The 25,948-nt window shown below is 70.3% G+C and carries 29 protein-coding genes; 15 read left to right on the top strand and 14 right to left on the bottom strand.

The window, feature by feature from the left end; all coding sequences use genetic code 11:
- Window positions 1-4: 4 nt before the first annotated feature.
- The 4 genes from AB0M63_RS32965 (at window position 5) to AB0M63_RS32950 (ending at window position 3,548) form a co-directional block, all read left to right on the top strand.
- On the top strand, window positions 5-493 hold the full coding sequence (locus tag AB0M63_RS32965; RefSeq protein ID WP_355919234.1) for an FMN-binding protein: 489 nt from the start codon (window positions 5-7) through the stop codon (window positions 491-493).
- Window positions 494-570: 77 nt separating this feature from the next.
- Window positions 571-1,953, top strand: coding sequence for a ferredoxin reductase family protein (locus AB0M63_RS32960; protein WP_355919237.1), 1,383 nt, complete (start codon window positions 571-573; stop codon window positions 1,951-1,953).
- Between the two features lie 19 nt (window positions 1,954-1,972).
- Entirely contained in the window at window positions 1,973-2,752 is a 780-nt protein-coding gene (locus AB0M63_RS32955) for an FMN-binding protein (RefSeq protein ID WP_366021934.1), read from the top strand.
- Window positions 2,745-3,548 (top strand): FAD:protein FMN transferase, encoded by an 804-nt coding sequence (locus AB0M63_RS32950; RefSeq protein WP_355919244.1) that lies wholly within the window; start codon window positions 2,745-2,747, stop codon window positions 3,546-3,548. The genes AB0M63_RS32955 and AB0M63_RS32950 overlap by 8 nt, the downstream gene beginning before the upstream one ends.
- Window positions 3,549-3,623: 75 nt before the next feature.
- On the opposite strand, the gene AB0M63_RS32945 is transcribed toward AB0M63_RS32950, so the two are convergent.
- From AB0M63_RS32945 to argC, 5 genes are read right to left on the bottom strand one after another with little or no spacing between them, the layout of a single operon-like run.
- Window positions 3,624-4,163, bottom strand: coding sequence for an arginine repressor (locus AB0M63_RS32945; protein ID WP_355906734.1), 540 nt, complete (start codon window positions 4,161-4,163; stop codon window positions 3,624-3,626).
- A gap of 19 nt (window positions 4,164-4,182) precedes the next feature.
- Complete coding sequence (locus AB0M63_RS32940) at window positions 4,183-5,370, bottom strand: acetylornithine transaminase (protein ID WP_355906731.1); 1,188 nt, start codon at window positions 5,368-5,370, stop codon at window positions 4,183-4,185.
- Window positions 5,367-6,329, bottom strand: coding sequence for an acetylglutamate kinase (argB, locus tag AB0M63_RS32935; RefSeq protein ID WP_366021993.1), 963 nt, complete (start codon window positions 6,327-6,329; stop codon window positions 5,367-5,369). The genes AB0M63_RS32940 and argB overlap by 4 nt, the downstream gene beginning before the upstream one ends.
- 23 nt (window positions 6,330-6,352) lie before the next feature.
- Window positions 6,353-7,504, bottom strand: coding sequence for a bifunctional glutamate N-acetyltransferase/amino-acid acetyltransferase ArgJ (argJ, locus tag AB0M63_RS32930; RefSeq protein WP_366021933.1), 1,152 nt, complete (start codon window positions 7,502-7,504; stop codon window positions 6,353-6,355).
- Window positions 7,501-8,529, bottom strand: coding sequence for an N-acetyl-gamma-glutamyl-phosphate reductase (argC, locus tag AB0M63_RS32925; protein WP_355906725.1), 1,029 nt, complete (start codon window positions 8,527-8,529; stop codon window positions 7,501-7,503). The genes argJ and argC overlap by 4 nt, the downstream gene beginning before the upstream one ends.
- Window positions 8,530-8,674: 145 nt before the next feature.
- Between argC and AB0M63_RS32920 the strand changes: the two genes are divergently transcribed.
- A complete protein-coding gene (locus tag AB0M63_RS32920; RefSeq protein WP_366021932.1) occupies window positions 8,675-9,193 on the top strand; it encodes a hypothetical protein in 519 nt (172 codons plus the stop codon).
- Window positions 9,194-9,283: 90 nt separating this feature from the next.
- A complete protein-coding gene (locus AB0M63_RS32915; protein ID WP_366021931.1) occupies window positions 9,284-10,024 on the top strand; it encodes a VOC family protein in 741 nt (246 codons plus the stop codon).
- A gap of 102 nt (window positions 10,025-10,126) precedes the next feature.
- On the opposite strand, the gene AB0M63_RS32910 is transcribed toward AB0M63_RS32915, so the two are convergent.
- On the bottom strand, window positions 10,127-10,945 hold the full coding sequence (locus AB0M63_RS32910) for a hypothetical protein (RefSeq protein WP_366021930.1): 819 nt from the start codon (window positions 10,943-10,945) through the stop codon (window positions 10,127-10,129).
- Between the two features lie 152 nt (window positions 10,946-11,097).
- On the opposite strand from AB0M63_RS32910, the gene AB0M63_RS32905 reads away from it, so the two are divergent.
- On the top strand, window positions 11,098-11,532 hold the full coding sequence (locus AB0M63_RS32905) for a MerR family transcriptional regulator (protein WP_355906713.1): 435 nt from the start codon (window positions 11,098-11,100) through the stop codon (window positions 11,530-11,532).
- Window positions 11,529-11,972 carry a carboxymuconolactone decarboxylase family protein gene (locus AB0M63_RS32900; protein WP_355906710.1) on the top strand — a complete coding sequence of 148 codons (444 nt, stop codon included), beginning with the start codon at window positions 11,529-11,531 and terminating at the stop codon, window positions 11,970-11,972. The genes AB0M63_RS32905 and AB0M63_RS32900 overlap by 4 nt, the downstream gene beginning before the upstream one ends.
- Here the strand turns inward: AB0M63_RS32900 and AB0M63_RS32895 are convergent.
- Window positions 11,959-14,445, bottom strand: coding sequence for an alpha-L-arabinofuranosidase C-terminal domain-containing protein (locus tag AB0M63_RS32895; protein ID WP_366021929.1), 2,487 nt, complete (start codon window positions 14,443-14,445; stop codon window positions 11,959-11,961). The two genes, AB0M63_RS32900 and AB0M63_RS32895, sit on opposite strands and share 14 nt — an antisense overlap.
- Window positions 14,446-14,609: 164 nt before the next feature.
- Here AB0M63_RS32895 and AB0M63_RS32890 point away from each other — a divergent pair, with 164 nt between their 5' ends.
- A complete protein-coding gene (locus AB0M63_RS32890; protein ID WP_366021928.1) occupies window positions 14,610-14,861 on the top strand; it encodes a hypothetical protein in 252 nt (83 codons plus the stop codon).
- A 2-nt stretch (window positions 14,862-14,863) separates the two neighbouring features.
- Window positions 14,864-15,307, top strand: coding sequence for a DUF6314 family protein (locus AB0M63_RS32885; RefSeq protein ID WP_366021927.1), 444 nt, complete (start codon window positions 14,864-14,866; stop codon window positions 15,305-15,307).
- Between the two features lie 30 nt (window positions 15,308-15,337).
- On the opposite strand, the gene AB0M63_RS32880 is transcribed toward AB0M63_RS32885, so the two are convergent.
- Window positions 15,338-15,931 (bottom strand): histidine phosphatase family protein, encoded by a 594-nt coding sequence (locus AB0M63_RS32880; RefSeq protein WP_355906698.1) that lies wholly within the window; start codon window positions 15,929-15,931, stop codon window positions 15,338-15,340.
- A gap of 104 nt (window positions 15,932-16,035) precedes the next feature.
- Window positions 16,036-16,473, bottom strand: a complete 438-nt coding sequence (locus AB0M63_RS32875) for a GNAT family N-acetyltransferase (protein ID WP_355906695.1) — start codon at window positions 16,471-16,473, stop codon at window positions 16,036-16,038.
- A 91-nt stretch (window positions 16,474-16,564) separates the two neighbouring features.
- On the opposite strand from AB0M63_RS32875, the gene AB0M63_RS32870 reads away from it, so the two are divergent.
- Complete coding sequence (locus AB0M63_RS32870) at window positions 16,565-17,185, top strand: DUF6461 domain-containing protein (RefSeq protein WP_355906692.1); 621 nt, start codon at window positions 16,565-16,567, stop codon at window positions 17,183-17,185.
- Here AB0M63_RS32870 and AB0M63_RS32865 read toward each other — a convergent pair.
- The gene (locus AB0M63_RS32865) at window positions 17,182-18,615 is read right to left on the bottom strand and encodes a PLP-dependent aminotransferase family protein (protein ID WP_366021926.1); all 1,434 of its coding nucleotides are present in this window, start codon (window positions 18,613-18,615) and stop codon (window positions 17,182-17,184) included. The two genes, AB0M63_RS32870 and AB0M63_RS32865, sit on opposite strands and share 4 nt — an antisense overlap.
- On the opposite strand from AB0M63_RS32865, the gene AB0M63_RS32860 reads away from it, so the two are divergent.
- Together AB0M63_RS32860 and AB0M63_RS32855 are read left to right on the top strand one after the other, a co-directional pair.
- The gene (locus AB0M63_RS32860) at window positions 18,614-19,543 is read left to right on the top strand and encodes a DMT family transporter (protein ID WP_366021925.1); all 930 of its coding nucleotides are present in this window, start codon (window positions 18,614-18,616) and stop codon (window positions 19,541-19,543) included. The genes AB0M63_RS32865 and AB0M63_RS32860 overlap by 2 nt on opposite strands.
- A gap of 94 nt (window positions 19,544-19,637) precedes the next feature.
- Window positions 19,638-19,832 carry a DUF1918 domain-containing protein gene (locus AB0M63_RS32855; protein ID WP_355906683.1) on the top strand — a complete coding sequence of 65 codons (195 nt, stop codon included), beginning with the start codon at window positions 19,638-19,640 and terminating at the stop codon, window positions 19,830-19,832.
- Window position 19,833: 1 nt separating this feature from the next.
- Here the strand turns inward: AB0M63_RS32855 and AB0M63_RS32850 are convergent, their stop codons facing one another.
- Window positions 19,834-21,027 (bottom strand): family 10 glycosylhydrolase, encoded by a 1,194-nt coding sequence (locus AB0M63_RS32850; protein WP_366021924.1) that lies wholly within the window; start codon window positions 21,025-21,027, stop codon window positions 19,834-19,836.
- 197 nt (window positions 21,028-21,224) lie between these two features.
- Here AB0M63_RS32850 and AB0M63_RS32845 point away from each other — a divergent pair, with 197 nt between their 5' ends.
- Together AB0M63_RS32845 and AB0M63_RS32840 are read left to right on the top strand one after the other, a co-directional pair.
- Entirely contained in the window at window positions 21,225-22,085 is an 861-nt protein-coding gene (locus AB0M63_RS32845; protein ID WP_355906677.1) for a 3-hydroxybutyryl-CoA dehydrogenase, read from the top strand.
- A 204-nt stretch (window positions 22,086-22,289) separates the two neighbouring features.
- Window positions 22,290-22,547, top strand: coding sequence for a hypothetical protein (locus tag AB0M63_RS32840; protein ID WP_355906674.1), 258 nt, complete (start codon window positions 22,290-22,292; stop codon window positions 22,545-22,547).
- Here the strand turns inward: AB0M63_RS32840 and AB0M63_RS32835 are convergent.
- The 3 genes from AB0M63_RS32835 to AB0M63_RS32825 form a co-directional block, all read right to left on the bottom strand.
- The gene (locus tag AB0M63_RS32835) at window positions 22,544-23,116 is read right to left on the bottom strand and encodes an NUDIX hydrolase (RefSeq protein ID WP_355906671.1); all 573 of its coding nucleotides are present in this window, start codon (window positions 23,114-23,116) and stop codon (window positions 22,544-22,546) included. The two genes, AB0M63_RS32840 and AB0M63_RS32835, sit on opposite strands and share 4 nt — an antisense overlap.
- Before the next feature lie 76 nt (window positions 23,117-23,192).
- Complete coding sequence (locus AB0M63_RS32830; protein WP_355906668.1) at window positions 23,193-24,533, bottom strand: transcriptional regulator; 1,341 nt, start codon at window positions 24,531-24,533, stop codon at window positions 23,193-23,195.
- A 234-nt stretch (window positions 24,534-24,767) separates the two neighbouring features.
- Window positions 24,768-25,883, bottom strand: a complete 1,116-nt coding sequence (locus AB0M63_RS32825) for a PP2C family protein-serine/threonine phosphatase (protein ID WP_366021923.1) — start codon at window positions 25,881-25,883, stop codon at window positions 24,768-24,770.
- Window positions 25,884-25,948: the final 65 nt, after the last annotated feature.

The raw sequence follows: 25,948 nt of genomic DNA, 5'->3' as shown, positions 1-25,948 counted from the left end.
CCTCATGCATCCGTTGAAGCAGAACCGTCCGCTGCGCCGCATCGTGCTGGCGAGCGCGGTCACCGCGTCCGGTCTGGTCATGCTGCTCGCACTGAAGCCGCACACCGCTCCGGAGATCGCGGTGGCGCCCGTGACGGCGCCGTCGAGCAGCTCAAGCAGCTCGGCCGGTACGGGCAGTTCGGGCAGTTCCTCGGGCAGCTCGGGCAGTTCAACCGGCACCAAGACCGTCACCGGGGACACCGTTCAGACCCGTTGGGGCCCCGTCCAGGTGAAGATCACCGTGACGAACGGCAAGGTCACCGATGTCACGGCGGTCCAGTACCCCTCGGACAATCCGCGCGACCAGGAGATCAACTCCTATGCCCTGCCGCAGTTGAAGAGCGAGGCCCTCGCCGCGCAGAGCGCGAGCATCGACACCGTGTCCGGCGCGACGTACACAAGTGACGGTTACCGCCAGTCACTCCAGTCCGCACTGGACTCGGCAGGCCTCTGAACACACGGCCTCCGCGGCACGTACTTCAGGGCCAAGGGACCACGCCACCCCCCTTGTGCCCCGTCCACGGAGGAACCGTGACCACCACGCTCGCAGGCGGACGTGCCGCCCGCCGACAGACGATGCGCCGCATCCGCCCGCGCCGCTCCCCAGCGACCCTGCTGCTGCTCGCCGTCTGGGCGGGCGCGGTCGGGGTGCTGTGGATGTGGTGGCACAACACGCCGTCCATCGCCGACCAGAACGGCAAGATCCTCAACGCGGGCCGTATCACAGGCCTGTTGGCCGGATATCTGATGGCACTCGTCGTGCTCCAGATGGCCCGGGTGCCCGCCCTGGAGCGGCGGGTCGGCTCCGACCGGGTCGCCCGCTGGCACGCGATGAGCGGCCGCTACACCCTCTGCCTGGTCTTCGCGCACGTCTTCCTCATCATGTGGGGCTACGCCCTCCAGGCGGGCAAGACGCTGAGCGACATCGTCCAGCAGACCATCGACTCCGTGAACCAGCTGCCCGACATGGGCAAGGCCGCCATCGGCACCGGCCTGTTCCTGCTCATCGGCCTGTCCTCGATCGGCGGCATCCGCCGCAGACTGCCGTACGACACCTGGTACCACGTACATCTCCTCACGTACGCGGCGGTGTTCCTGACCTTCTGGCACCAGATCACCACCGGCAACGACTTCGCCCTGACCCCGCTCGCCAAGACCGTCTGGTACGGGCTCTACGGCTCGGTCACCGCGCTGGTGGTCTGGTACCGGATCCTCGCCCCGATCCGCCTCAACATGCGGCACCGGATGCGGGTCGAAGCGGTCGTCGAAGAGACGCCCGGCATCGTGTCCGTACTGATCAGCGGGCGGAAGTTGCACCGGATGGGCGCGGAGGCGGGGCAGTTCTTCCGGTGGCGGTTCCTGGCGCCGGGGATGCGGTTCAGCTCGCACCCGTACTCGCTGTCGGCGGCGCCCCGCCCGAACATGCTCCGGATCACGGTCAAGGCGATCGGCGACCACAGTGCCCGGCTGCGCGAGCTGCGGCCCGGCACCAAGGTGTGGGCCGAGGGTCCGTACGGCGCGATGACCTCGCAGCGGCGCACCCGCGGCAAGGTGCTGCTGGTCGCCGGCGGCGTCGGCATCACCCCGATGCGGGCGCTGTTCGAGACGCTGCCCGGAGCCGCCGGTGACATCACCCTGCTGTACCGGGCCAACACCACCCAGGACCTGGCGCTGTGGGACGAGTTGGCGAAGATCGCCGACGAGCGCGGCGCCCGGCTGATGTACGCGGTGAACAGCCCCGACGGGGAGCGCCCCGACATCTCGGCGGAGTCCCTGCGGCGGAAGATGCCCGACATCAACGACCATGACGTCTTCATGTGCGGGCCGCCCGGCTTCGCGCAGTCCGTCTACGAAGCACTGCGCGGCGCGGGGGTTCCCGCCCGCCGCATCCATCACGAGTCGTTCGAGATGTGAGCGACGGGAGTCAGGAGCGATGAAGAAGAGCCACCCCATCCGGCGTGTTCTGCTCGCGAGCGCCGCCACCGTGTCCGGGATCGTGCTGCTGCTCTCCCTGAAGCCGGCGTCGGATCCAGCATCGGCGTCCGCACAGGGTGCGGCGGCCCCGGGGGCCGCCGCCGCGCAGGAGTCGCCCCAGGGCGGTGCCGCGGCGGCCGGGACCTCGACCGTCACCGGCGCTGCCACCCAGACCCAGTACGGGGTCGTCCAGGTGCGCCTGACCGTGGCCAACGGGAAGATCACCAAGTCCGAGGCCGTCCAGGCCCCGCACGGCGGGACCAGCGACCAGAAGACCGCGCTGGCCGTGCCCAAACTCAACCAGGAGGCCGTCGCCACCCAGAGCGCGGACATCACGTCCGTGACCGGGGCGACGTACACCAGCGGCGGCTACAAGCAGTCCCTCCAGTCGGCCATCGACAAGATGAAGGCGAGCGCCGCTACCGGTTCGACGACTCCCTCGCAGGGCGCGGGTCAGGCCGCTCAGGCCAAGACCGTCACGGGTGAGGTCGCGACGACCGAGTACGGGCCCGTCCAGGTCCGGATCACGGTGGCGGGCGGCAAGATCACCAAGGCCGAGGCCGTGCAGGCGCCGAGCGGCGGGACCAGCGACCAGAAGACCGCGCTGGCGGTCCCCAAGCTCAACCAGGAGGCGGTGGTCGCCGGGAGTGCGAAGATAGACTCCGTGTCGGGTGCCACGTACACGAGCGGCGGTTACAAGCAGTCCCTTCAGTCGGCGCTGGACAAGGCCGGTGGCTGACACGGTGACCGATCCCGCGGAGGCTCCCGCCGCGCTGCGGCACGCCGAGGAGGTCATGGGGACGGTCTTCTCCTTCGACATCCGCGGCGGGGAGCCCGAGGCCGTCCGTACCGCGCTGGAGCAGGCGGTGGCCCAACTCCACCGGGTCGACGAGGTGTTCAGCACCTACCGCGACGACAGCCAGCTCTCGCGGCTGGCCCGCGGCGAGCTGACCGTCGCCGAGTGCGACGCCGAGGTCGCCGAGGTGCTGGAGCTGGGCGCCGAGGCGGAGCGGGTGAGCGCCGGCTGGTTCAGCACGAGGTACGAGGGACGGCTCGACCCGACCGGCATCGTGAAGGGCTGGGCCGCCGAGCGGGCGGCCGGGCTGATCGCGGCGGCGGCCGGGGTGAGCGGGGTCAGTGTGAACGGCGGCGGTGACGTCCAGATGTTCGGCATGCCGGATCCGCACCGGCCCTGGCGGGTCGGCGTCTCCGATCCGCTCCGCCCGGGCGGTCTCGCGGCCGTGATCTCCGCGGCGGGCGCCGACGAACTGGCCGTGGCCACCTCCGGTACGGCCGAGCGCGGGGCGCACATCGTGGACCCGAGCACCGGCAAGTCCGCGGTGACCGACCTGGTCGCCGTCACCGTCGTCGCACCCCGCCTCACCTGGGCCGACTGCTGGGCCACGGCCGCGTTCGCGATGGGCTCCCGGGAGGGACTGGCCTGGCTGGAGTCGCTGCCGGACGTGGAGGCGCTGCTCATCACGGCGGGCGACGAGGTGCGCTGCACGGACGGCCTGGCGGCGCGGCTGGGATAGGGATCCCCCATGCGGGTCGGGGGGTGCACCGGATAATTCCGGTGCACCCCCCGACCCGTTGCCCGTACGGGTGTGTCAGTGGTCGTTCTGCGCCAGCCGCAGCAGATGGTCCGCGAGGGCCTGCCCGCCCGACGGGTCCCGGCTGATCAGGAGGAGCGTGTCGTCGCCGGCGATGGTGCCGAGGATGTCCTGGAGTTCCGCCTGGTCGATCGCCGAGGCGAGGAACTGGGCGGCGCCCGGCGGGGTACGCAGGACCACGAGGTTGGCGGAGGCTTCCGCGGAGATCAGCAGCTCAGCCGAGAGCCGCCGCATCCGCTCCTCCTTCGCCGACTCCCCCAGTGGCACCCGCGGGGTACGGAATCCGCCCTCGCTCGGTACCGCGTAGATGAGGTCGCCGTCGTTGTTGCGGATCTTCACCGCGTTCAGCTCGTCCAGGTCCCGGGAGAGCGTCGCCTGGGTGACGCTCAGCCCGTCGTCGGACAGCAGCTTCGCCAACTGGCTCTGGGAGCGCACCGGTTGCCGGTTGAGGATGTCCACGATCCGGCGGTGGCGGGCGGTGCGGGTCTGCGGCACGGCCGGCCCCGCGGATTGCTCGTGCTCCTGCGCCTGACTCATCGTCGACTCATTCTCCGGATCATCCGTCCCCCTTGGCCACGTCCAGGACACCGGGCAGCGCCCGGAGGAACGCGTCCGTCTCGTCGTCGCCGAGATTCAGCGGTGGCATCAGCCGTACGACATCGGGGGCGGGCGCGTTGACCAGGAAACCGGCGTCCTGGGCCGCCTGTTGCGCCTGGGGCGCGAGCGGCTCGGTGAGCACGATACCCAGGAGAAGGCCCGCACCCCGGACATAATCGATCAACGGATGGCCCAGCGACTCGATTCCGTCGCGCAGCTTCTCGCTCTGCCGCTTGACGTTCTCCAGCAGTCCCTCGTTCGCGATGGTGTCCAGTACGGCGAGTCCGGCGGCGCAGGCGACCGGGTTGCCGCCGAAGGTCGTGCCGTGCTGGCCCGGCTGGAGCAGGTCGGCCGCGCGCCCGAAGGCGACGGTGGCGCCGAGCGGCAGCCCGCCGCCGAGTCCCTTCGCGAGGGTCACGACATCGGGCAGAACCCCTTCGTGGGCCTGGTACTCGAACCAGTGTCCGGTACGGCCGACCCCGGTCTGCACCTCGTCCAGGACCAGCAGCGCCCCATGGGCCGCGGTGATCGCGCGGGCCGCCTTGAGATATCCGGCGGGCGGTACGACGACCCCGTTCTCGCCCTGGATCGGCTCGATGATCACCAGCGCGGTCTCGTCGGTGACGGCGGCGGCGAGGGCCTGCGCGTCGCCGTACGGGACGTGCGTGACATCCCCGGGCAGCGGCAGGAACGGCTCCTGCTTGGCGGGCTGGCCGGTGAGGGCGAGGGAGCCCATCGTCCGGCCGTGGAAGCCGCCCTCGGTGGCGACCATGTGCTGACGGCCCGTCAACCGGCCGATCTTGAAGGCGCCTTCGTTGGCCTCGGCGCCGGAGTTGCAGAAGAACACCTTGCCGTCCCGGCCGAAGAGCTCCAGCAGCCGTTCGGCGAGGGCGATGGGCGGCTCGGCGATGAACAGGTTGGAGACATGGCCGAGTTGGGCGATCTGGCTGCTGACCGCCTCGACGATCGCCGGGTGGGCGTGGCCGAGCGCGTTGACCGCGATACCGCCGACGAAGTCGGTGTACTCGTTGCCGTCGGCGTCCCAGAGCCTGGCGCCCGCGCCGCGGACGAGGGGGATCTTCGGGGTGCCGTAGTTGTTCATGAGCGCGCCCTGCCACCGCTGGGTCAGGTCGTCGTTCGCGGTCATACGGCATCCCCCTGCTTCTTGCCGGACTTCTTGGCGGACTTCTTCTTGGCGGGCTTCGTCTCGGGCAGCTCGTCGGGCACGACCATCGTGCCGATGCCTTCGTCGGTGAAGATCTCCAGCAGGATCGAGTGCTGGACCCGGCCGTCGATGACCCGGGCGGTGGTCACGCCGTTGCGCACGGCGTGCAGACAGCCCTCCATCTTCGGCACCATCCCGGCGCTCAACTCCGGGAGCAGTTTCTCCAGTTGGGAGGCGGTGAGGCGGCTGATCACCTCGTCGCTGTTCGGCCAGTCCTCATAGAGACCCTCGACGTCCGTGAGGACCATGAGGGTCTCGGCCCCCAGCGCGGCAGCGAGTGCCGCAGCCGCCGTATCAGCATTGACGTTGTAGACATGTCCGTCGTCCTGGCTCCGGGCGATCGACGAGACGACCGGGATACGGCCGTCGGCGAGCAGTGCCTCGATCGCGCCCGTGTCGATCGCGGTGATCTCGCCCACCCGCCCGATGTCGACCAACTCCCCGTCGATCTCGGGCTGGTGCTTGACGGCGGTAATGGTGTGCGCGTCCTCGCCGGTCAACCCGACGGCGAGCGGCCCGTGTTGGTTGAGCAGCCCGACCAGTTCGCGCTGGACCTGTCCGGCGAGCACCATCCGTACGACGTCCATGGCGTCCTCGGTGGTGACGCGCAGGCCGGCCTTGAACTCGCTGACGATGCCGTGCCGGTCGAGGGCGGCGCTGATCTGCGGGCCGCCGCCGTGCACGACGACGGGCTTGAGGCCGGCGTGGTGCAGGAAGACGACGTCCTGGGCGAACGCGGCCTTCAGGTCCTCGTCGATCATGGCGTTGCCGCCGAACTTGATGACGACGGTCTTGCCGTTGTGCCGGGTCAGCCAGGGCAGCGCCTCGATGAGGATCTGCGCCTTGGGCAGCGCGGTGTGTTTGCGGGTCACGTTGTTCATGTCGCTCGTATTGCTCGTGTCGCTCATGAGGAGTACGCGCTGTTCTCGTGGACGTAGTCGGCGGTCAGGTCGTTGGTCCAGATCGTCGCGGTCTCCGACCCGGCGGCCAGGTCGGCGACGATGTGCACCTCGCGGTAGCGCATGTCGACCTTGTCGCGGTCCTCGCCGACTCCGCCGTTCTTGCACACCCACACGCCGTTGATGGCGACATTGAGCCGATCCGGCTCGAAGGCGGCCTTCGTGGTGCCGATCGCGGACAACACCCGCCCCCAGTTGGGGTCTTCGCCGTGGATCGCGCACTTGAGGAGGTTGTTGCGGGCGATGGAACGGCCCACCTCGACGGCCTCGTCCTCGGAGGCGGCATTGACCACTTCCACCTTGATGTCCTTGCTGGCGCCCTCGGCGTCGCGGATCAGCTGCTGCCCGAGGTCGTCGCAGACCTCGCGGACGGCCTCGGCGAACTCGGCGTGGTCCGGGGTGACTTGGGAGGCACCGGAGGCGAGCAGCAGCACGGTGTCGTTGGTGGACATGCAGCCGTCGGAGTCGACGCGGTCGAAGGTGGTGCGGGTGGCGGCCCGAAGTGCCGTGTCCAGTACGTCACTCGGGACATCCGCGTCCGTGGTGAGCACGACCAGCATGGTGGCGAGGCCAGGTGCGAGCATGCCGGCGCCCTTGGCCATGCCCCCGACGGTCCAGCCCGCCTTCGTCACCACGGCGGTCTTGTGCACGCTGTCGGTCGTCTTGATGGCGATGGCGGCCTTCTCGCCCCCGTGCGGGGAGAGTTGAGCGGCGGCGGTGTCAACTCCCGCCAGCAGCTTGTCCATCGGGAGCAGCAGCCCGATGAGTCCGGTGGAGGCGACGGCGACCTCGGCGGCGTTCAGCCCGAGCGTGTCCGCGACCTTCTCCGCCGTGGCGTGGGTGTCCTGGAAGCCCTTCGGCCCCGTACAGGCGTTGGCGCCACCGGAGTTGAGGATCACGGCGGAGACCTGGCCGCCCTTCAGCACCTGCTCGGACCACAGCACCGGCGCGGCTTTGACACGGTTGGAGGTGAAGACGCCCGCGGCGGCGAGGCGGGGCCCGGTGTTGACCACGAGGGCCAGGTCCGGGTTGCCGTTCTCCTTGATCCCGGCGGCGATGCCCGCGGCCGTGAATCCCTGTGCTGCCGTCACACTCACGGCGCGACTCCGATCGTAGAGAGCCCGGTGGTCTCGTCGAGCCCGAGGGCGAGGTTCATGCTCTGGACGGCACCGCCCGCGGTGCCCTTGGTCAGGTTGTCGATGGCGCTGATCGCGATGATGCGGCCCGCGGCCTCGTCGTACGCGACCTGCACCTGAACGGCGTTGGAACCGTAGACGGACGCCGTCGCCGGCCACTGTCCCTCGGGGAGCAGATACACGAAGGGCTCGTCGGCGAAGGCCTTCTGGTAGGCGGCGCGCACGGATTCGGCCGTTGTGCCGGGCCTGGCCTTGGCGCTGCAGGTGGCGAGGATGCCGCGGGGCATGGGCGCGAGGGTGGGCGTGAAGGAGACGGTGACGGGCTCGCCGGCCGCCGCACCCAGGTTCTGGACGATCTCGGGGGTGTGCCGGTGCCCGCCGCCGACGCCGTACGGCGACATGGAGCCCATGACCTCGCTGCCGAGCAGATGCGCCTTGGGTGCCTTGCCCGCGCCCGAGGTGCCGGAGGCGGCGACGATCACGGCCTCGTTCTCGGCGAGCCCGGCGGCGTACGCCGGGAAGAGCGCGAGGGAGGCGGCCGTGGGATAGCAACCGGGCACCGCGATGCGCTTGGACCCCTCCAACGCGGCGCGGGCGCCCGGCAGTTCGGGAAGGCCGTAGGGCCAGGTGCCGGCGTGCGCGGAGCCGTAGAACTTCTCCCAGTCGGCCGCGTCCTTCAGCCGGAAGTCGGCACCCATGTCGACGACGAGGACGTCCGGGCCGAGCTGCTCGGCGACGGCCGCGGACTGGCCGTGCGGCAGGGCGAGAAAGACGACCTCGTGTCCGGCGAGCACGTCGGGGGTAGTTTCCTCAAGGACCCGGTCGGCCAGCGGCAGCAGATGCGGTTGGAGCGCGCCGAGTCGCTGGCCGGCGTTGGAGTTGCCGGTCAGGGCGCCGATCTCGACCTCGGGGTGGGCCAGGAGCAGACGCAGCAGTTCACCGCCCGCGTATCCACTCGCTCCGGCCACTGCCGCACGTACCGCCATGGAACCCTCCTCATCGATGGCATGACTATACGTTTCGTTGCACGTTTATGCAATCTAGTGCTGTGGATGGGCCTCGCCTGACGCGCCCCAGGTGGCCCGGGAACGCCGATGCCTCGGTGTCAGAGCTCACTCTTATGCTCCTGCGATGACGTCCTACGAAGGTACGCACCCCACCGTTCTCGTCCGGTCGGGCAGTCGCCACGCTCAGATCGACGAACAGCTCGCGCCCACGATCCAGGCAGTCTGGGAGTGCGGGTTCGACACCTTCACCTCCTGCCAGGACCTCGCGGAGAGCAATGCCGCCTGGCCGGAGAAGCTGCCGCACATGGCGGAGTGGGTCGAGTCCCGGCGTGGCTGGATGCTCATCGACTTCCCGGTCGACAGCGGACTCGCGTTCCTCTCGGCCGTTGCGAATGCCGGCCCGAGGGATGCGTTCTACGTGCGGATGACGCACTGGGCAGCTCCCGACGCCTGGGATGTGAAGATCAAGCCGATGGACGCGGCGATGTTCCAGGACGATCTTCCGTCGCGGTTCGGCCTCCGGCTCCTCCAGGTGAGCTTCCCGGCCTCCGACCTGCCGGAACTGACCCGGCGGCTCCACGAACACGTCGCCGGACGCACGGTGCCGCCGACCCCGGCCGACTGGAGCACGGTCGGCCGCTAGGAGGAGGGGCCGCGTCTCCTCCGGTTGACCGCGTACATGGCCGGACGGGCCGACCAAGGCGCTCAGTCACAGGCGCTTAGGATCCCGGTCATGACGCTGCGAGCCGTGCAGGTGAACATCAAGGCCGTCGACGGGCCGGCGGTCGGCAGGTTCTGGGCAGAGGCGCTCGGCTGGAATCTCTTCCAGCCGGGTGTGACCACCTATGTCGGCCCTTCTACCGACCTCGTCTGGCCGGACCCGGTTGCCGTCGGTATCGACATCGTTCCCGTCCCGGAGCCCAAGACGGCCACGAAGAACCGTCTGCATCTCGACCTCGCGACCACCTCCGAGGCTCATCGGGCGGAGCTGGTGGCGCGTCTCCTGTCCCTCGGCGCGACACCGGCCGACGTGGGCCAGGGCGCGGTGCCGTGGACGGTCCTCAGGGACCCGGAGGGCAACGAGTTCTGTGTGCTGGAGCCCCGGGAGATCTACCGGGACACCGGGCCGATCGCCGCGGTGGTGATCGACTGCGTGGATCCGCCGGCCATGGCCCGCTTCTGGGGCGAGGCCACGGACTGGACCCGCCACGAACTGACCGACGACCAGGCGACGTTCCGCTCCCCCAAGGGCACCGGCCCGTACTACGAGTTCCTCCGCACCCCCGACACGAAGACCACCCCGGACCGCGTCCATCTCGACCTGCTCCCGCACCCCGGCGACGACCAGGCGGCGGAGGTGGCCCGCCTGCGCACCCTCGGCGCCACCGACCTGGACGTCGGCCAGGGCGACGTTCCGTGGACCTGCCTGAACGACCCGGAGGGACACGAGTTCTGCGTCCTCGCGGCACCCTGACGCGGAGCGCGTACGGCTTCGCGACGGGCGAGGTGACGGGCCCCGGCAAGAACGACACCCCCCTTCACGCGCCCTCACCACCGGCGGATCACCACACGCCGATCAGCGCCGCTCGGCGAGCACCGCTTCCAGGCGGGCCAGGTGGCGGGCCTCCGCCTCTTTGCGGACAGCGCTGAAGCGGCGGTCGACGATCAGCACGGGCAGCACCCACAGGTAGCCCCAGAGGCTGAAGGAGTCCACGACCCCTGTCCGGCGCAGGGTCGTGTTGGTGACGAAGGCCAGGATCGCGGCGACCGTCCACGCGGCGGTCCGGTGCCGGCCGAGGAAGCGTACCGGCGCGTTCCACGGGCCGGACAGCGCCTCCAGGGTCGCGGCTCGCACGGTGGCGTCGCGGTCGACGGCGTCCTGCGCCGGCGCGCCGCCCCCGTGCGCGAGGTCCTCGGCGAGCGCGCGGGCCTGGGTCTCGGTGTCACGGCCGGCGAGCGACGCGGCCACCGCTCTCATCCTGATGTCCTCCCAGTAGCCGCGACGGGCCCAGCGCTCGGCGGCGGCGAGCTGTTCGGCCTCGGCGGACTCCGGTGCCAGTTCCTTCAGGCGCCGGGAGAGGACGGGGGCGCGCGCGGCACGGCCGGGATAGTCGAACGCGTCGGCGCGCAGGCACAGTTCGGCATAACCGGCGAGCAGCCCGAGGTGGTCGCCGTCGAGCGCGAGTCCCGCCCGGAACGCCTCCTCCGCGCGATCGTCGTGGTCGTCCTCGTCCTCGGCGGCATGCCCGAGGGCCAGCCAGCAGTAGAGATCGGCCTGCGGCCCGAGCTCCTCCAGCCCCTCCTGCGCGGCGCGCCGCACGGCCGCGTTTCCCCCGGCCAGGAACAGTTGCTCGCAGCGGTCCTGATACATGTCGATCGTGGTCGTACGGCTCATATGGGATCCCCCCTCAGTGCCCCTCCCCTGAGGGTCGGGCAAGTGTGCAGCCTGGGGAATTCGCAGGTCAAACCCGATCCGTCGCTCGCCGTTCCACGGTGATCCCGACAGGGCTTGACCTGGAGCGCGCTCCAGGTTCTACGGTTGTCCACATGACCAGCGGACAGCCCCTCGGGCCCCTCTCGCAGGGCCGGGAACCCACCCTGACCATCGCCCAGGTCGCCGAGCGCACTGGACTCTCGCACGACACGCTGCGCTACTACGAGAAGGCCGGCCTGATCGAGCGGGTCGGCCGGAGCACCGGCAACCAACGGCGGTACCAGGCAGCGGACTTGGTCTGGCTGGAGTTCCTGCTGCGGCTGCGTGAGACGGGGATGTCGATCGCCGACATGCAGCGTTTCGCGCGACTGCGGGCGGCGGGGAACGTCACGGTCGCCGACCGGCTGGCGATGCTCCGTGAGCACCGCGCCGAACTGGCGGACCGTATCCGGGCGTTGCGCCGCAACGCGGCCGTGCTGGACAACAAGATCGACCACTACGAAGGGCTGCTCCACGACGAGCGGCCGGGATCGGAAGAGCTGACATGAGCGCGAGCACCACCCGTGAAGAGCGTTTCACCCACGGCCTGGAGGTCCTGAAGCGGGTCGACGGCGAGGCCGGGCAGCGGGTCGTCGACTCGCTCGCCGACATCAACCCCGAACTGGGCCACCAGGTCGTCGCCTGGGCCTTCGGCGAGATCTACGACCGTCCCGGACTCGCCCCGCGCGACCGCCAGTTGGTGACCCTGGGCATGCTCACCGCGCTCGGCGGCTGCGAGGCACAGCTCGACGTGCATGTGAACGCGGCGCTGAACGTGGGCCTCACGCCCGAGGAGATCGTCGAGGCACTCACCCACTCCGCGGTGTACTGCGGCATCCCCAAGGCACTGAACGCCACCTTCGCCGCGAAGAAGGTCTTCGCCGAGCGTGGGCTGCTGCCGCTGGGACAGCAGCCCACCGAAGAGGCGACGACCGCTACCTCTGCCTGATCCTCAGGAACGTGACGGAGTTCGCCGGGAAGGTGTAACTGAACTTGTCGGCGACCCCCTTGAAGGTGGACACGACCGGCGCGACCGCGGTGGCCGACTCACTGTTCACCGCGTCGGGCGCGGCGGCGAGCGTGGTCACCTTCGCCTTGGAGGCGACCTCGGCGCCGCCCAGGTCGATCGCCGTACGGGCCGCCGAGGACTGGGCGTTGACGACCTTGACGATCAGGTCACCGGTCTTCGCGTCCTTGGTGACGACCTGACGGAACGGCTCGGCCGGCTTGTCGTCGGTGAAGCTTCCCCACTCCTGTCCGTCGAGGTACAGGGTGACCTGACGGCCCCTCACCTTGATGTCGACGTCGTAGGCACGGTCCGTCTCGATGGTTCCCGGCTTGGCGATCAGCGTCGACTTGCCGCCGTCCACGGCCTGTTCGACGGCGGACTGGGTGTTGTTCCAGCCGCCCAGGTTCCACCAGTAGTAGTTGCCGGTGTCCTTGACGCCGAACGCGACGAGGAAGCCTTCCTTGCCGGCCTTCTTGGTGGCCTTCACATGCAGGTCGTAGTCGTGCCAGGCCGGGTCGCCCGCCGAGACCATGGTGTTCTCGGCGGCGGTGTCGGTCTGGACGTACTGCCCGTCCTGGAGGCTCCAACTCCCGCCTCCCGTATGGGTCCACCCGGAGGCGTCACCGGAGAAGTCGTCGGAGAGCAGCGCCGTACCGTCGGCCGCCGTCACCTTCACATCGTCGTACGCCGCGCTCGTCGCCCAGGTCGACAGACCGACCGCGCCGGTGATCGGGGCGAGGAGTGAGGGTGTGCCGGTGGCCGTCGAAGGCACCACGCGGGTACCGACGTTGTTCATGAACAGCTTCTGGACCTCGTAGTCGGCGGAGCCCCAGGAGGCGTGGTTGTTGAACCACACCATGTCCGGACTCCACTGGACGTAGTCCTCGTTGGCGAACAGCGGGGCGTAGGAGGCGAGTTTGACGACGTCGGCGTTGCGTTCCAGGCCGGTCATGTACGCCGCTTCGGCGAGGCCGTTCTTGAACGCGTTGCCGCCGGAGGCGTATTCGCCGAGGAAGACCTTCGGGCCGGTGCGGTCGTAGGAGTCGTAGCGGTCGTTGTTCTGGAGGAACCACTGCGGGCTGTTGTAGTAGTGCTCGTCGACCATGTCGACCTTGGCGTCCTTGTTGAGCTGCCAGGCCGTGTCGAAGGTCGAACCGCTGTCGTCCGGGCCCGCGTTGGAGATCACGGTCATGTACGGGTACTTGGCCTGGATGGCGGCGCGGAACTGGGTGAAGCGGGCGAAGAACTCGGTGGGGAGGTTCTCCTCGTTGCCGACCTCGATGTGGGTGAGGTGGAAGGGCTTGGGGTGGCCCATCTGCGCCCGCTTCTTCCCCCACTCGCTGGTGACCGGGCCGTTGGCGAACTCGATGAGGTCGAGGGTGTCCTGGATGTGCCGCTTGAGCAGCGCGGGGTCGTCCACCGCCTTGTTCTGGCCGCAGCCGGTCACCAGGGCCGGGACGACGGGCAGCGGCATCGCGCCGATGTCCTCGGCGAGGCGGAAGTACTCGTAGTAGCCGAGACCGTAACTCTGGTTGTAACCCCAGAAGTTGGCGTTCGTCGCGCGTGTCTCGACCGGGCCGATGGTGTCCTTCCACTGGTACGAGCGCTTGCGCTGGTAGCCGGAGGCCGCGCTGTAGTCCTCCATGGAGCCGGTGTTGACCAGGCAGCCGCCGGGGAAGCGCACGAAGCCCGGATGCAGGGCGGCGATCTTCTCGGCGAGATCCTTGCGGAGGCCGTTGGACTCGTGCTTGTAGGTGTCGCGGGGGAAGAGGGACACCATGTCGAGGGCGGTCGCGGCGGAGGACGCGACCGTGAGGCGGCCGGTGGTGCTGGTGCGGGTCGCGGTGAAGGTGGCCTTGTACTGGGCCCAGCCGCTCTTGCGTACGGCGACCTGGTGGGCGGTCGCCAGGGTGCCGCCGGTGTCCTGGAGGCTCACGGTGAGCGTGGTGCCGCTGTCGGCGCGGGCCCACACCGAGAAGTCGTACTTCTTGCCGTCCTCGACGGCGATACCGGTGTTGTAGCCGGCGTCGGTCACGGACGAACCGGCCGCCAGGGAGAGGTAGTTGCGGTTCGTCTCGTTGAGGCGGCCGGCGTCGTTCACCACCTGGGCCGTACCGGCGACGGTCCAGCCGGTCAGCGGGGTGTACGACGCGTTGTCGGCGGTGGAGTACTCGAAGGACCGGTTCTGCACCAGCTCGGCGTACAGGCCGCCGTCGGCCGCGCGGTTGATGTCCTCGAAGAAGACGCCGTACATCGTCTTGTCGATCTTGGCGCCCTGCGTGCCCGGATCGACGCTGATCGCGTAGTCGGTGACGTCCTCGGCGTGGGCGGGGACGGGGACGACGGCCGTCGCCAGCAGGAAAGCGCTTGCCCCCAGGGCAAGTCTCAGGCGGGTGCGGCTGGTGCGTGACATGGATACTCCGCGGCTCTTGTCGGATCGTGCGCGATGCTCGAACGTGGGGCTCATGTATATGGTTCGACATATCGGACGTCGGTCAGCACTTCGAACGGCAAGATAGGCAAGGGTCGTGAGCACGTCAATGGGACCGGCAAGGGTGGGGTCGTAGGGTCGAGGGCATGCATGCGCTGTTGCCCTATCTCGCCCTGCTCGGTTTCCTGGCCGTCGTGCTCGGCTTCTTCACCTGGCTCGCCCGGCGGATCCGCCGTCGCGGCACCGCCGGGGGCGGCATGAGCGGCGCCCTGGCCGCGTACGAGGAGGCCTTCCGGGCGACAAGTCACGCCTCGCACTACGAGATCAGGGCGCAGGGCGAGCGCAAGGCGCCCACCGACTCGCCGGACGGCCGGCGTCGGCGGCGCGGGAAGGTGTGACGGTGGACGACTTCTGGCCGGTACCCGATGTGCTGGCGTATCTGTCCGGGAGTTGGCGGGTGCGGAGGTCGGTGCGGGATCTGGCGAGCGGCGACGAGGGCGACTTCTCCGGTACGACCGTCTTCGGCGCGCTGCCCGAAGGGGGCCTGCTGCACGCCGAGTCGGGCATGTTCACGTGGCAGGGCGTGGCCCGGCCCGCCGAGCGGACGCTACGGTTCCTGCCGGGTCCGACGCCCGCGAGGGCCGAGGTGCGCTTCGGTGACGGGCGGCCTTTCCACGATCTGGATCTGACCTCGGGGCGGTGGGTGGCCGACCATCCCTGCTCGGCGGACCTGTACCGGGGCGAGTTCACGGTGCTGGGCGCGGATCGGTGGCGGACGGTGTGGCGGGTGGGCGGGCCCGCCAAGGACCTGGTGCTCCGTACCGATTACCGGCGGGTGGGCTGAGCCGTTGTTGCCGACGGGTGGGCTACGCGCCTACGCGCGCGTCCGCTGGACCGACGCCCCGTCGAAGCGCAGGTTCCAACGGCCCGCGTGGCCGGTGACCGTGGTCGTCGACAGGGGGCGTACGTCGATGTTCCAGTAGGTCGAGGGCGGGGCCTTGAGGGCGTAGACCAGGGCGGCCCGGATCACGGAGGGTTCGGCGACGGCGACGATCCAGCCGCCGTCCTCGATGGGGCGGGTGTCCAGCCAGCCGCCCACCCTGGCGATGAAGGACAGCAGCGACTCCCCGCCGTGCGGGGTGGAGCGCGGGTCGGCGAGCCAGGCGTCCACCAGCTCAGGTTCGCGGGCCATCGCCTCGCCGAGCGTCAGTCCGCGCCAGCGGCCCATGTCGCAGTCCCGCAAGCCGAGTTGCACCAGCGGGGTGTAACCGAGACCGTCGCCGGTGGTCCGGCTGCGCGGGGTCGGCGAACAGTAGCGCAGCTCCGCCGCCGCCAGCGGCAGCAGAAACGGGGCGGCGCGCTGCACCTCGTCCCATCCCGCCTGGTCCAGCGGGCGGTCGTCCTCGAAGCGTTCCGCGAGCAGCGGGGAGCTGCGCGCGGCGGCGACGAACGTGACCCGAAGTTGCATGCGGCGATGGTGATCCCGCCGAAGTACGCAGGTCAAGGGGTGCCGGATGAGAGTTACCCAGGGTGGGCGAAACCTCACTTCGAGGTCGGGACCAGGCGGACAACTCACTCGAAATACAGGGCCATCCACTGGTCGGGCCGCTTCAGCGGCTCGAACCCGAGCTTCTCGTACACCCCGTGGGCATCGAGCGTGGCGAGCAGGATCCGCCGCAGTCCGAGCGGCCGCAGCTCCTCGCGTACGGCGCCGACGAACGCGGTACCGATGCCCTTGCCGCGCACCGACGGGTCGACGTACACATCGCACAGCCACGCGAACAACGCCTCGTCGGTCACCACGCGCGCGTACGCCACCTGCTCCCCCGAAGTGCTGTCGTACACCCCGTAGTTGAGCGAGGACGCGACCGCCCGCTCGTGCTGCTCCCGGGGCCGGTCCTTGGCCCAGTACGCGTCGGTGGACAGCCACTGGTGGACGCGGTCGAGGTCGACGCGGGCGGTGTCGGCGGAGAACTCGTAGCCGTCGGGGAGGCTCGGGATGTCGGTCATGGCGGGAGAATCGCAGGCCGGGTGCGGGGGCGTCGAGCGGTTTTCCCCTGCGGCGCGGGCGTTGTCAGTGGCGGCTGGCAGGCTTTGCGCCATGACACGGATGACGACTGCCGACGACTACACGTGGCTCGAGGAGCAGTACGCCTCGCTGATGGAGGCGTACTGCGTCACGCTGGTCCGGGGGATCACACCGGAGGAACTGCTCAAGGAGTTGGGGGCGGAGCCGGGCCTACGGGTCAAGGGCGTCGCGGATCTCTACGCGCCGACGTACGAGGCGTGGACGGAGCACAACGGGGATCCGCTGTTCGTCGGGGCCGCCGCCGTCGGCACATGGTCGCTGATGGTCGAGCACAACGGCTATGTGGGCATCACCGCCGAGACCATGCTGCCGGTCTCGCGCGGGCGCACGGTGGTCTCCCACTTCCGCAACATCAACGCGGTGGACCACTTCTACTGGTTCGAGGACGGGCACATACGGCTGCACTTCGAGCCGCTCTTCGCCTACGAGCGGGACGGCAGTCACGAGGACGAACTCCTCACGGAAATGCGGGAGTCGGGCTTCGACCTGAGCGCGGACGACGACCGCGACTACCAGCGGCACACCGAAGCCGCCTTCGCCCTCGCCCATCGCCTCACCGGGGTCCGCCTGACGCCCGAGCTGTTCGCGTCGCTGGAGTTCACCGGCGGACTGGTGCCGCTGCCTCCGCGTTAGAGGACTTCGTCGCAGGCCGCCCGGAGTCGGCGTATCCCCTCCTCGATCTCACCCGTCCCCGCGACCGCCGCGAAGCTCAACCGGACGTGGGCGGCCGGGGGTTCGGCGCTGAAGTAGGGGCGGCCGGGGGTGATGGTGACGCCTCGGCGCAGGGCCGCGTTCGCCAGGGGCTGTTCCTCCGCGCCGGCGGGGAGGCGGAGCCAGAGGTGGTAGCCGCCGGAGGGGATGTGCGGGAGGGAGAAGGCGGGGAGTTCGAGGCTCAGCGCGGTCGTCATCGCGTCCCGGCGGGTCTTCAACTCGGTTGAGATGGCGCGGAGATGACGGGGCCAGGCCGGTGAGCCGACGAGTTCGAGGGCCGCTTCCTGGAGCGGGCGGGGGACGAAGAAGGTGTCGACGACCTGGATGGCGCGCAGGCGTTCCAGCACCGGGCCGTGCGCGGTGAGCGCGCTCACCCGGAAGCTGGGCGAGGTCGCCTTGGTGAGGGAGCCGACATGGACGACGACTCCGTCGGGGTCGTCGGCGGCCAGCGGGCGCGGCAGCGGGCCCGAGTCATCGTGCACCATCCGTCGCGCGAAGTCGTCCTCGACGACGAACGCGCCCGCGTCACGGGCGATGCGCAGGACCTCCGGGCGGCGGGCGGGGGCCAGGACGGCGCCGGTCGGGTTCTGGAACAGGGGCTGGCAGACGAACACCCGGGCGCCGGTCGCGCGGAACGCGTCGGCGAGCAGGGACGGGCGGACACCGTCCGCGTCGACCGGCACGGGGACCGGCCGCATGCCGGTCGCCCTCGCGATCGCCAACATGCCGGGATAGGTGGGGGATTCGACCAGAACGGGTGCGCCGGGGGGCGCCAGTGCGCGCAGTGCCGTCGTCAGCGCGGTCTGGCCGCCCGCGCTGACCAGGACGTCGGCCGCGGTGACGGCTCCACCGATGCCGCGCGCGAACCACTCACGCAGCTCCGGCAGACCTTCCATCGGCGGCCGGCCCCACGCGCCGGGGCGCCGGCCGGCCCGGGACAGGGCCGCGGCCATCGCCCGCTCCGGCTGCAGGGACGGGTGCAGATAGCCGCCGTTGAACTCGATCACGCCGGGCGGCGGGACGGCGAGCGTGGCCAGGACGCCGGACGCGTCCACCGTGCGGGGCACGAGGTCGGCGGTGCCGTCCGCGCTGAGGGCGACCTCCTGCCAGGACGTGTCTCCCGCGACGGTGGTGGCGGATCGAGGGGTGGCCCGGAACGCGCCGGCGCCGGGCCGGGTGACCACCAGTCCCTCGGCGGCAAGCTGCGCGAGGGCGCGGGAGACGGTCACGGGGCTCACCCGGAACCGCTCGACGAGCGCTCGGCTCGACGGCAGCTTTCCACCTGGAGAGTAGCGGTTGAGTTCCTGCCGTAGACGACTGGCCAGTTCACCGACACTGCTACGCTCTTGCATGAGAGCACACGATAGCGCTACTGCCGCCAGACCGATAGCGGTCAGCGCCTCCCCCACCACAGATGCCGTCAGGACCCCCGCCGGTACGGTCCTCGCCGCGCTCGGTGTGATCGCCTTCTCCCTCACCTTCCCCGCCACCGCGTGGGGCCTCGAAGGCTTCGGCCCCTGGTCGCTGGTGGCCGTGCGCAGTGTCCTCGCCGCGATCCTCGCGGGCGGCTGTCTGCTGGTGCTGCGCGTGCCCGTGCCCGACCGTCGGCACTGGGCGGGGCTGGCTGTCGTGGCGGGCGGAGTGGTGGTCGGTTTCCCGCTGCTCACCACGCTCGCCCTGGAGACGTCGACCACCGCGCACGCGGCGGTCGTGGTCGGCCTGCTGCCGCTGACGACCGCGGCCCTGTCCGCGCTGCGCACCGGCATCCGCCCGTCGCGCACGTTCTGGACGGCCGCGCTCGCGGGGGCCGGCGCGGTCCTCGCCTTCACGGTCCAGCAGAGCGGCGGCGCCGTGACCAGCGCCGACCTGTTTCTCCTCGCCGCGCTGCTGGTCTGCGCGGCCGGTTACACCGAGGGCGGCCGGCTGGCCCGGATCATGCCCGGCTGGCAGGTCATCGCCTGGGCACTGGTCCTGTGCCTGCCGCTGAGCGTGCCGGCCGCCGCGGTCGCGCTGTCGTACGACACCCCGCAGCTCACCGCGCACAGCGTGGCCGGGGTGCTGTGGGTCGCGGCGGGCTCGCAGTTCGTCGGCCTGGTCGTCTGGTACCGGGGCATGGCCGCCATCGGGGTCCCGAAGGCCAGCCAGTTGCAGTTGGCCCAGCCCCTGCTCACACTGGTGTGGTCGGTGCTGCTGCTCGGCGAGCATCTGACCGTGGCGGCTCCGCTGACCGCGGCGGCCGTGCTGGTGTGCATCGCCGTCACGCAGCGGGCCCGGAGTTGAGAGGCACGCACGTCACGGTCCCGGCCGGGCGTGCCGCCGTAGACTCGAAGGGCATGAACCGCTGCTCCCGGACTCGGTGAGGAGGCGCGTGCAGATGCGTGCGACCGTGGGCGACAGGCTCGTTCAGCACGGCAGGGTGGTCGGCCTGCACGACCAGGTCTCGGAGGTCGTCGAAGTGATGGGCACGGAGGGCAACCCGCCCTATCGCGTCCGCTTCCCCGACGGGCACGAGGCCGTGATGTCACCCGGCCCCGACTGCGAAGTCAAGCACCAGGACACGGAACGGTAGATCAGCGCGGAGGCTTCGCCGGCTGCTGGTAGTGGTCGGCGACCACGCGCGCCATCGCCCCGATCGGGTCCACCGCCACTTCCCGGGCGGCGAAGAAGACATGCCCGCCGACCTGTGGGTAGCGGTCGGCCAGCGTGAGGTGCCGCGACAGTTCGGCCGGGTCCTGCCAGGCCGCGGGCTGCGCCGGGTCGCCCGCCTTGTACAGCGCCTCACCCGCGTACAACCGCGTGCGCGAGCCCCGCGCGACCTCCGCCCACCAGGGCAGCAGCTTGGCGTAGTCGGCGGCGGCGAAGCCGATGTTCCAGTACAGCTGCGGGACGATGTAGTCGATCCAGCCCTCGCGCACCCACTTGCGGGTGTCCGCGCAGAGATCGTCGTAAGTCTGCACCCCCGCCCGCGTGTCCGAGCCGCGCGGGTCGGTCGCCGCGTTGCGCCACACGCCGAAGGGGCTGATCCCGAAGCGGGTGCCCGGGCGGATCTGCTTGATGCGGGCGGCCGTCTCACGGATCAGCCGGTCGATGTTGTCTCGGCGCCAGGCGGCCCGGTCGGAGAAGGCGCCGCCGTACCGGTCGTAGGCCGCGTCGTCGTCGAAGGTCTGGCCGGCGACCGGGTACGGATAGAAGTAGTCGTCGAAGTGGACCGCGTCCACGGGGTACTTGCGCACCGCGTCGAGGATCGCGTTCTCGACGAAGGCGCGGACCTGGGGCAGCCCGGGGTTGTAGTAGAGCTTCCCGCCGTACGTCACGACCCAGTCGGGGTGTTTGCGCGCGGGGTGCGAGGCGACGAGCTTCGTCGGGTCGGTGTTGTTGGCGATGCGGTACGGGTTGAACCAGGCGTGCAGTTGCAGGCCCCGCACATGCGCTTCCTCCACGGCCGTCTTCAGCGGGTCCCAGCCGGGGGCCACGCCCTGGATGCCGGTCAGGTACTGCGACCAGGGCTCGTACGGCGAGGGCCACAACGCGTCGGCGGTGGGCCGGACTTGGAAGATCACCGTGTTGAGCCGGTTGCGGACCGCCGTGTCGAGGTGGGCGATCAGTTCGGTGCGCTGCCGCTCCGCCGTGAGGCCCGGGCGGGAGGGCCAGTCGCGGTTGGCCACCGTCGACAGCCACACGCCCCGCATCTCGGTGACCGCGCGCGGACGCCTCGGCCCGGCCGACGCGCTGCCTGTGGTCGCCAGCGTCGACAGCGCTGCCATCGCGAACGCCCGACGTGACAATCGCCCCATCTGCACACCCCCACACGCTGTGGATCCGTGCCGTCACGGATCGTCTCCGCGCCCCAGAATGCCCGACCCCGGCGATCGATCATCGATACTTGCGGGTAACGTGCACGATCGGAGCAGACGCCGGACGACGGGGTCTGCCACCCGTAGATCTCAGCGAAGGGGACGATGTGACCGACATCGAGCGCGTCGGAGTGGTCGGCTGCGGCCAGATGGGCGCCGGTATCGCCGAGGTGTGCGCCCGCGCAGGCCTGGACGTGAAGGTCGCCGAGACCACCGGCGAGGCCCTGGAGATCGGCCGCACCCGGCTGTTCAACTCGCTGACCAAGGCCGCCGAACGCGGCAAGATCTCCGCCGAGGAACTCGCGGAGACCCAGGCGCGGCTCAGCTTCACCACCGATCTCGGCGAGTTCGCCGACCGCGACCTCGTGATCGAGGCCGTCGTCGAGAACGAGCAGGTGAAGACCGAGATCTTCCAGGTGCTCGACCAGGTCGTGACCCGCCCCGACGCGATCCTCGCCTCCAACACCTCCTCGATCCCGCTGGTGCGGCTCGCGGTCGCCACCTCGCGCCCCGACCAGGTGGTCGGCATCCACTTCTTCAACCCGGCCCCGGTGCAGAAGCTCGTCGAGCTGATCCCGGCGCTGACCACCTCCGAGGGCACCCTCGGCCGCGCCCAGCTGTTCGCCGAGAAGGTGCTCGGCAAGCACGCGATCCGCGCCCAGGACCGCTCCGGCTTCGTGGTCAACGCGCTGCTGATCCCCTATCTCCTGTCCGCGATCCGGATGTTCGAGTCGGGCATCGCCAGCCGCGAGGACATCGACAACGGCATGGAGCTGGGCTGCGCCCACCCGATGGGCCCGCTGAAGCTGTCCGACCTGATCGGCCTGGACACGGTCGCCTCGGTCGCGTTCAGCATGTATGAGGAGTACAAGGAGCCGCTGTACGCCGCTCCGCCGCTGCTCCAGCGCATGGTGGACGCGGGACGCCTGGGCCGGAAGTCCGGCTCGGGGTTCTACACCTACGGCTGAGCGCCCGCCGCGCGGCAACTCACCGTAGTACTCAGGTCGTTACGGGCCCGGCACTCTTCGGAGTGCCGGGCCCGCGGCATTCACACACCGTGTGCGCGCCGGGCCCGCATATGCCGCTCGCACACTCTCCCCCCGCGCCCACCAGGCGAGTTGACTCTTCATGCGCATGCAAGGGATGTTCCGACTACGGAAAGGAGCGGACCCGTGACCGCCGACCCCGAGCATCCCGTGGTCCATGGAGAACTCGCAGAGTTACGCCGCCGCCTCGATGTCGCCTACGCGCGCGTCGAGGGCGGGCTGGCCCTGCTCAGCCATCGCACCGAGGAGACGGACAAGGAACTGGACGACCTGAGCGCACGTATCGTCGCACTGGAGCACACCCGTTGGCCGCTGCCCGCGATCGCCGCACTGACCGCCGTGGGCGCCCTCGTCGTCACGGTCTGGCAGGCACTCGGACGTTAACTACCCGGACGCCGGTGGGGGGATCGGGGCACAGCGTCCTGCCCGAGCCTGAGATGGTGCAACAGCAGTAACGCGGCCGCCATGTTGGCGGCCGGGACCTCCCCGCGGGCGACCATGTCGGGTACGAGTTTGAGCGGAACCCACTCCCGGCGGTCCGACTCGAAGTCGTCCACGGGGTGTCCGGTGTACTCGCCCTCGTCGGCCCAGTAGATGTGGTGCCGGGCGTCCGTGAGCCCGTTGGACGGTTCCACGCTCATCAGGTGGCGCAGGGGCCCTGGCCGCCAGCCGGTCTCTTCCTCCAGTTCCCTGGCGGCCGCGCGCGCGATGTCCTCGCCGTCCTCCACGACCCCCGCCGCGAGTTCCCACCCCCAGCTGTCGGTGATGAAGCGGTGCCGCCACAGGAGGAGCACCTCGTTGGCCTCGTTGACCACCGTCGCCACGGCCACCGGCCGCAGCCGGATGAGGAAGTGGTCGAGGTGCCGGCCGTCGGGTAGTTCGACATCCGCGAGATTGACGCTGAACCAGCGGTTTGAGTACACAGTTTGTTCGTTCTGTTTCGTCCACTGCACGGTTCTGCCACCTTCCGTCGAGTAAGTGGCAATATCGCAGCAGGGACTGTGTCGTGTACGTCTACGAGTCGTGGGTCTACAGCGGTACGCGCAGTGCCCCGTCGATGAGTTCGGCCACCTCGGCCGTACCCGCGCAGTCGCTGCGCACCAGGTACTCGCGTACCGCGCGGAGTCTGTCGCGCAGTCGCTGGGACTCCATCCCCCGGGCCTGCTCGGCCATCTGCACCGCCGTGGCCACCGCTTTGTCCGCGTTTCCCTGGCGGAGTTCGATCTGGCTCAGCATGGCGAGCCGGTGCACCCGGCCCCGGTCGTGCGCCGGAGTGTCCACGGCCGCCGTGGCGTGCTCCCCCGCCGCCGTCAGATCACCGAGGCTGAGCAGTGCCTCCGCCACCTGGACGTTGACCAGTCCCGGCTGGACATAGCCGGTCTCGTCGGGTTCGTATCCGCGCCGGATGCGTTCGGCGGCCTGCTCGGCCCGCCGGATGCAGGACAGCGCGCTCGTGCCGTCACCGAGGTGCGCGTACGCCTTCGCCTGCATCGCATACAGGTCGGAGGCGAGCGCCGGAGTGATCTGCCGTCCCGCGGCCCTCAGCGCGGCCTCCGCGAAGGCGACGGCCTGGCGGAACTCCCGCATGAACAGCGACTGGTTGACGAGCAGCGCGATGACATACGCCCCAAGTCCCCTGTCATTGCTGGCCTTTGCCAGCCTCAGCGCCTGGTGGAAGTAGCGCTGCGCGAGCCCGTGCGCGTCGGAGTCGTAGGCGCAGATGCCCGCGATCGCCACCAACCCGCCGGTGGCCCGGTGCAGTTGGCGACCGGTGGCGTCGGTGTAGCTGCCGCGCAGCAGCGGGGCGGTCTCGGAGTTGAGGAAGCCGACGATACGGGTGCGGGTCGCCACCCCACCGGCCTTGCGGTACATCTGCTCGTAGTGGGCGCGGGCCGCGCGCAGCATCTCGATGTCGGCCATGCTCACCCGGTGCCGGCCGCCGCGCGAGACGTCGACGTCGTCCGGCGGGTTCTCCCACTCCCACACCGGCATGACCGCGGGCGTTCCGGTGACCGCGGGCGCGCCCAGGATGTGCGGGCGCTGCTGCTCGTCGGAGCGCCACAGGGCGGTGGCCCGCTCGACGAAGCCGGAGAGGGAGGTGCCGTGCGGGGTGGCGGGTTCGCCGGGCACCCCGAGACCGATGTCGTCGAGCGTGACGGGCCGGTGCAGTCGGCTCGCGAGCACCTCGCAGATCAGGTCGGGCACCTGGCCCCGCGGCCGCTGGCCCTTCAACCACCGCGCTACGGCGGTGTGTTCGTACCGGAGCGCGAGTCCCCGGGCGCGGCCGGCCTGGTTCACATGTGCGGCCAGTCCCGCGTGCGAGATGCCCGCCTCGTCGAGGATGGCGTCGAGGAGTGTGTTGGGCTGCATGGATGGCCCCCCGGTGACTCGGTGCGGACAGAGTAGTGCGGTTCGGTTCACACCGGGTGTGAACGGAGTGCGCGAATCCGCGGTGTGTGCGCACTGTCGCGGAGAGTTTCGTACCGGTTGACTGGATTGCCTCGCAAGAGGCCGGCCGGGCCGCCGGCTCCCCCTCGTAAGTGCGGCGGCCCGGTTTTGCGGTTCGCTTCGCTGGCTTACGCGGGGTGACTACAGCGGGGTTACTTACAGGTGGGTTGTTGGCTGCGGGCGGGTTGTCGCTGGGTGCGCAGTTCCCCGCGCCCCTGAGGGTGTGGGTGCCGGCCTGCGGTCGTTGCGTAGGACGAGTAACGCGACGTCGTCCGTGGGTGTGCCGCCCGTGTGGCGTAGTAACGCCGTGAAGACCGAGCCCAGGACCGACTGGGGTACGGGGAGCGGGTGTTGGGCCGCCGTCTCTGCCAGGACCTCCGCCAACGGGAAGAATCGGCCCCGCCCGTCCCTCGCGTCCTCCGCACCGTCCGTGTAGAGGAACAGCGCCTCTCCCGGGACGAGTTGGCCGCAGCGGACCGACGGTAGCTCGGTCGGAAGTGGGAACGGGCCGAGGGGCGGGAGCGGATCCGCGCAAGCCACAGGCCGCACGCCTCCCTCGCTGAGCAGATACGGCCATGGATGGCCGCAGTTGAGGGCGCGGATCTCGCCGTCTCTGCCGATCTCCAGGAGCAGGACCGTGACGAACTCCTCGGCCACCGGGCTGTCGGGGTCCAGGGATCCCGACGCGGGGTGTTCCGCGCGGGCGCGTTCGCGGAGGTGGCGGGCGAGGGCGCGGTCGAGGCGGTGCAGGACGCCCGCCAGGTCGGGTTCGTCGTGGGCGGCCTCGCGGAAGCTGCCGAGGACGGCGGCGACCGTGCCGATCGCGGCGATGCCGTGACCGCGTACGTCGCCCATCACGACCCGGACGCCGTGCTCGGTGGCGATCACCTCGTACAGGTCGCCGCCCACCACCGCGCCGCGCTCGGCGGAGAGTTGCGCGGCGGCGATGTTCAGGCCGTCGAGGCGGGGCGGCAGCGGGCGCAGCAGCGCGCTCTGGGCGGCGCCGGCGATCTGGCGGATCTGCCGGAGTTCACGCAGCAGGGAGCGACGGACCTGGACGATGAGACCGGTGCCGACCGCGAAGAACACGGCACTGGTGACGATGCGTGCGCCCAGGCTGTTCTGCTGGGCGAGCGGGCAGGCGAGTTTGTAGGTGATCGCTATGGCGCCCCAGACCGTGGGCAGCCCGAGAGCGAGCGCCCGGCGCAGTGGACGGCGGGTGCGCGGCCTCGGACGTGGCCTGCGGGGAACCCCAGCCTTGATGCGGATCATGCCTGTGGCCCCCCAAATAGGCCCCGACAGCGCAATCGGACCGACCCCGAAAGGCCGGTCCGATT

Source organism: Streptomyces sp. NPDC051576, assembly GCF_040681835.1.
In the GTDB taxonomy this organism is placed as follows: Bacteria; Actinomycetota; Actinomycetes; order Streptomycetales; family Streptomycetaceae; genus Streptomyces.
The sequence above is the reverse complement of the archived record's forward strand: the minus strand, read 5'-3'. Positions and strand labels throughout refer to the sequence as shown.

Coding starts and splice junctions, on each gene's coding strand:
- AB0M63_RS32890 (WP_366021928.1), top strand. CDS start 14,610: ATGCATGCGCTGTTGCCCTATCTCGCCCTGCTCGGTTTCCTGGCCGTC.
- AB0M63_RS32865 (WP_366021926.1), bottom strand. CDS start 18,615: ATGCAAGAGCGTAGCAGTGTCGGTGAACTGGCCAGTCGTCTACGGCAG.
- argB (WP_366021993.1), bottom strand. CDS start 6,329: ATGAACAACGTGACCCGCAAACACACCGCGCTGCCCAAGGCGCAGATC.
- AB0M63_RS32915 (WP_366021931.1), top strand. CDS start 9,284: ATGACGCTGCGAGCCGTGCAGGTGAACATCAAGGCCGTCGACGGGCCG.
- argC (WP_355906725.1), bottom strand. CDS start 8,529: ATGGCGGTACGTGCGGCAGTGGCCGGAGCGAGTGGATACGCGGGCGGT.
- AB0M63_RS32830 (WP_355906668.1), bottom strand. CDS start 24,533: ATGCAGCCCAACACACTCCTCGACGCCATCCTCGACGAGGCGGGCATC.
- AB0M63_RS32860 (WP_366021925.1), top strand. CDS start 18,614: ATGAGAGCACACGATAGCGCTACTGCCGCCAGACCGATAGCGGTCAGC.
- AB0M63_RS32940 (WP_355906731.1), bottom strand. CDS start 5,370: ATGACCGCGAACGACGACCTGACCCAGCGGTGGCAGGGCGCGCTCATG.
- AB0M63_RS32855 (WP_355906683.1), top strand. CDS start 19,638: ATGCGTGCGACCGTGGGCGACAGGCTCGTTCAGCACGGCAGGGTGGTC.
- AB0M63_RS32900 (WP_355906710.1), top strand. CDS start 11,529: ATGAGCGCGAGCACCACCCGTGAAGAGCGTTTCACCCACGGCCTGGAG.
- AB0M63_RS32905 (WP_355906713.1), top strand. CDS start 11,098: ATGACCAGCGGACAGCCCCTCGGGCCCCTCTCGCAGGGCCGGGAACCC.
- AB0M63_RS32965 (WP_355919234.1), top strand. CDS start 5: ATGCATCCGTTGAAGCAGAACCGTCCGCTGCGCCGCATCGTGCTGGCG.
- AB0M63_RS32880 (WP_355906698.1), bottom strand. CDS start 15,931: ATGCAACTTCGGGTCACGTTCGTCGCCGCCGCGCGCAGCTCCCCGCTG.
- AB0M63_RS32825 (WP_366021923.1), bottom strand. CDS start 25,883: ATGATCCGCATCAAGGCTGGGGTTCCCCGCAGGCCACGTCCGAGGCCG.
- AB0M63_RS32920 (WP_366021932.1), top strand. CDS start 8,675: ATGACGTCCTACGAAGGTACGCACCCCACCGTTCTCGTCCGGTCGGGC.
- AB0M63_RS32895 (WP_366021929.1), bottom strand. CDS start 14,445: ATGTCACGCACCAGCCGCACCCGCCTGAGACTTGCCCTGGGGGCAAGC.
- AB0M63_RS32850 (WP_366021924.1), bottom strand. CDS start 21,027: ATGGCAGCGCTGTCGACGCTGGCGACCACAGGCAGCGCGTCGGCCGGG.
- AB0M63_RS32945 (WP_355906734.1), bottom strand. CDS start 4,163: ATGAGTCAGGCGCAGGAGCACGAGCAATCCGCGGGGCCGGCCGTGCCG.
- AB0M63_RS32910 (WP_366021930.1), bottom strand. CDS start 10,945: ATGAGCCGTACGACCACGATCGACATGTATCAGGACCGCTGCGAGCAA.
- AB0M63_RS32955 (WP_366021934.1), top strand. CDS start 1,973: ATGAAGAAGAGCCACCCCATCCGGCGTGTTCTGCTCGCGAGCGCCGCC.
- AB0M63_RS32875 (WP_355906695.1), bottom strand. CDS start 16,473: ATGACCGACATCCCGAGCCTCCCCGACGGCTACGAGTTCTCCGCCGAC.
- AB0M63_RS32870 (WP_355906692.1), top strand. CDS start 16,565: ATGACACGGATGACGACTGCCGACGACTACACGTGGCTCGAGGAGCAG.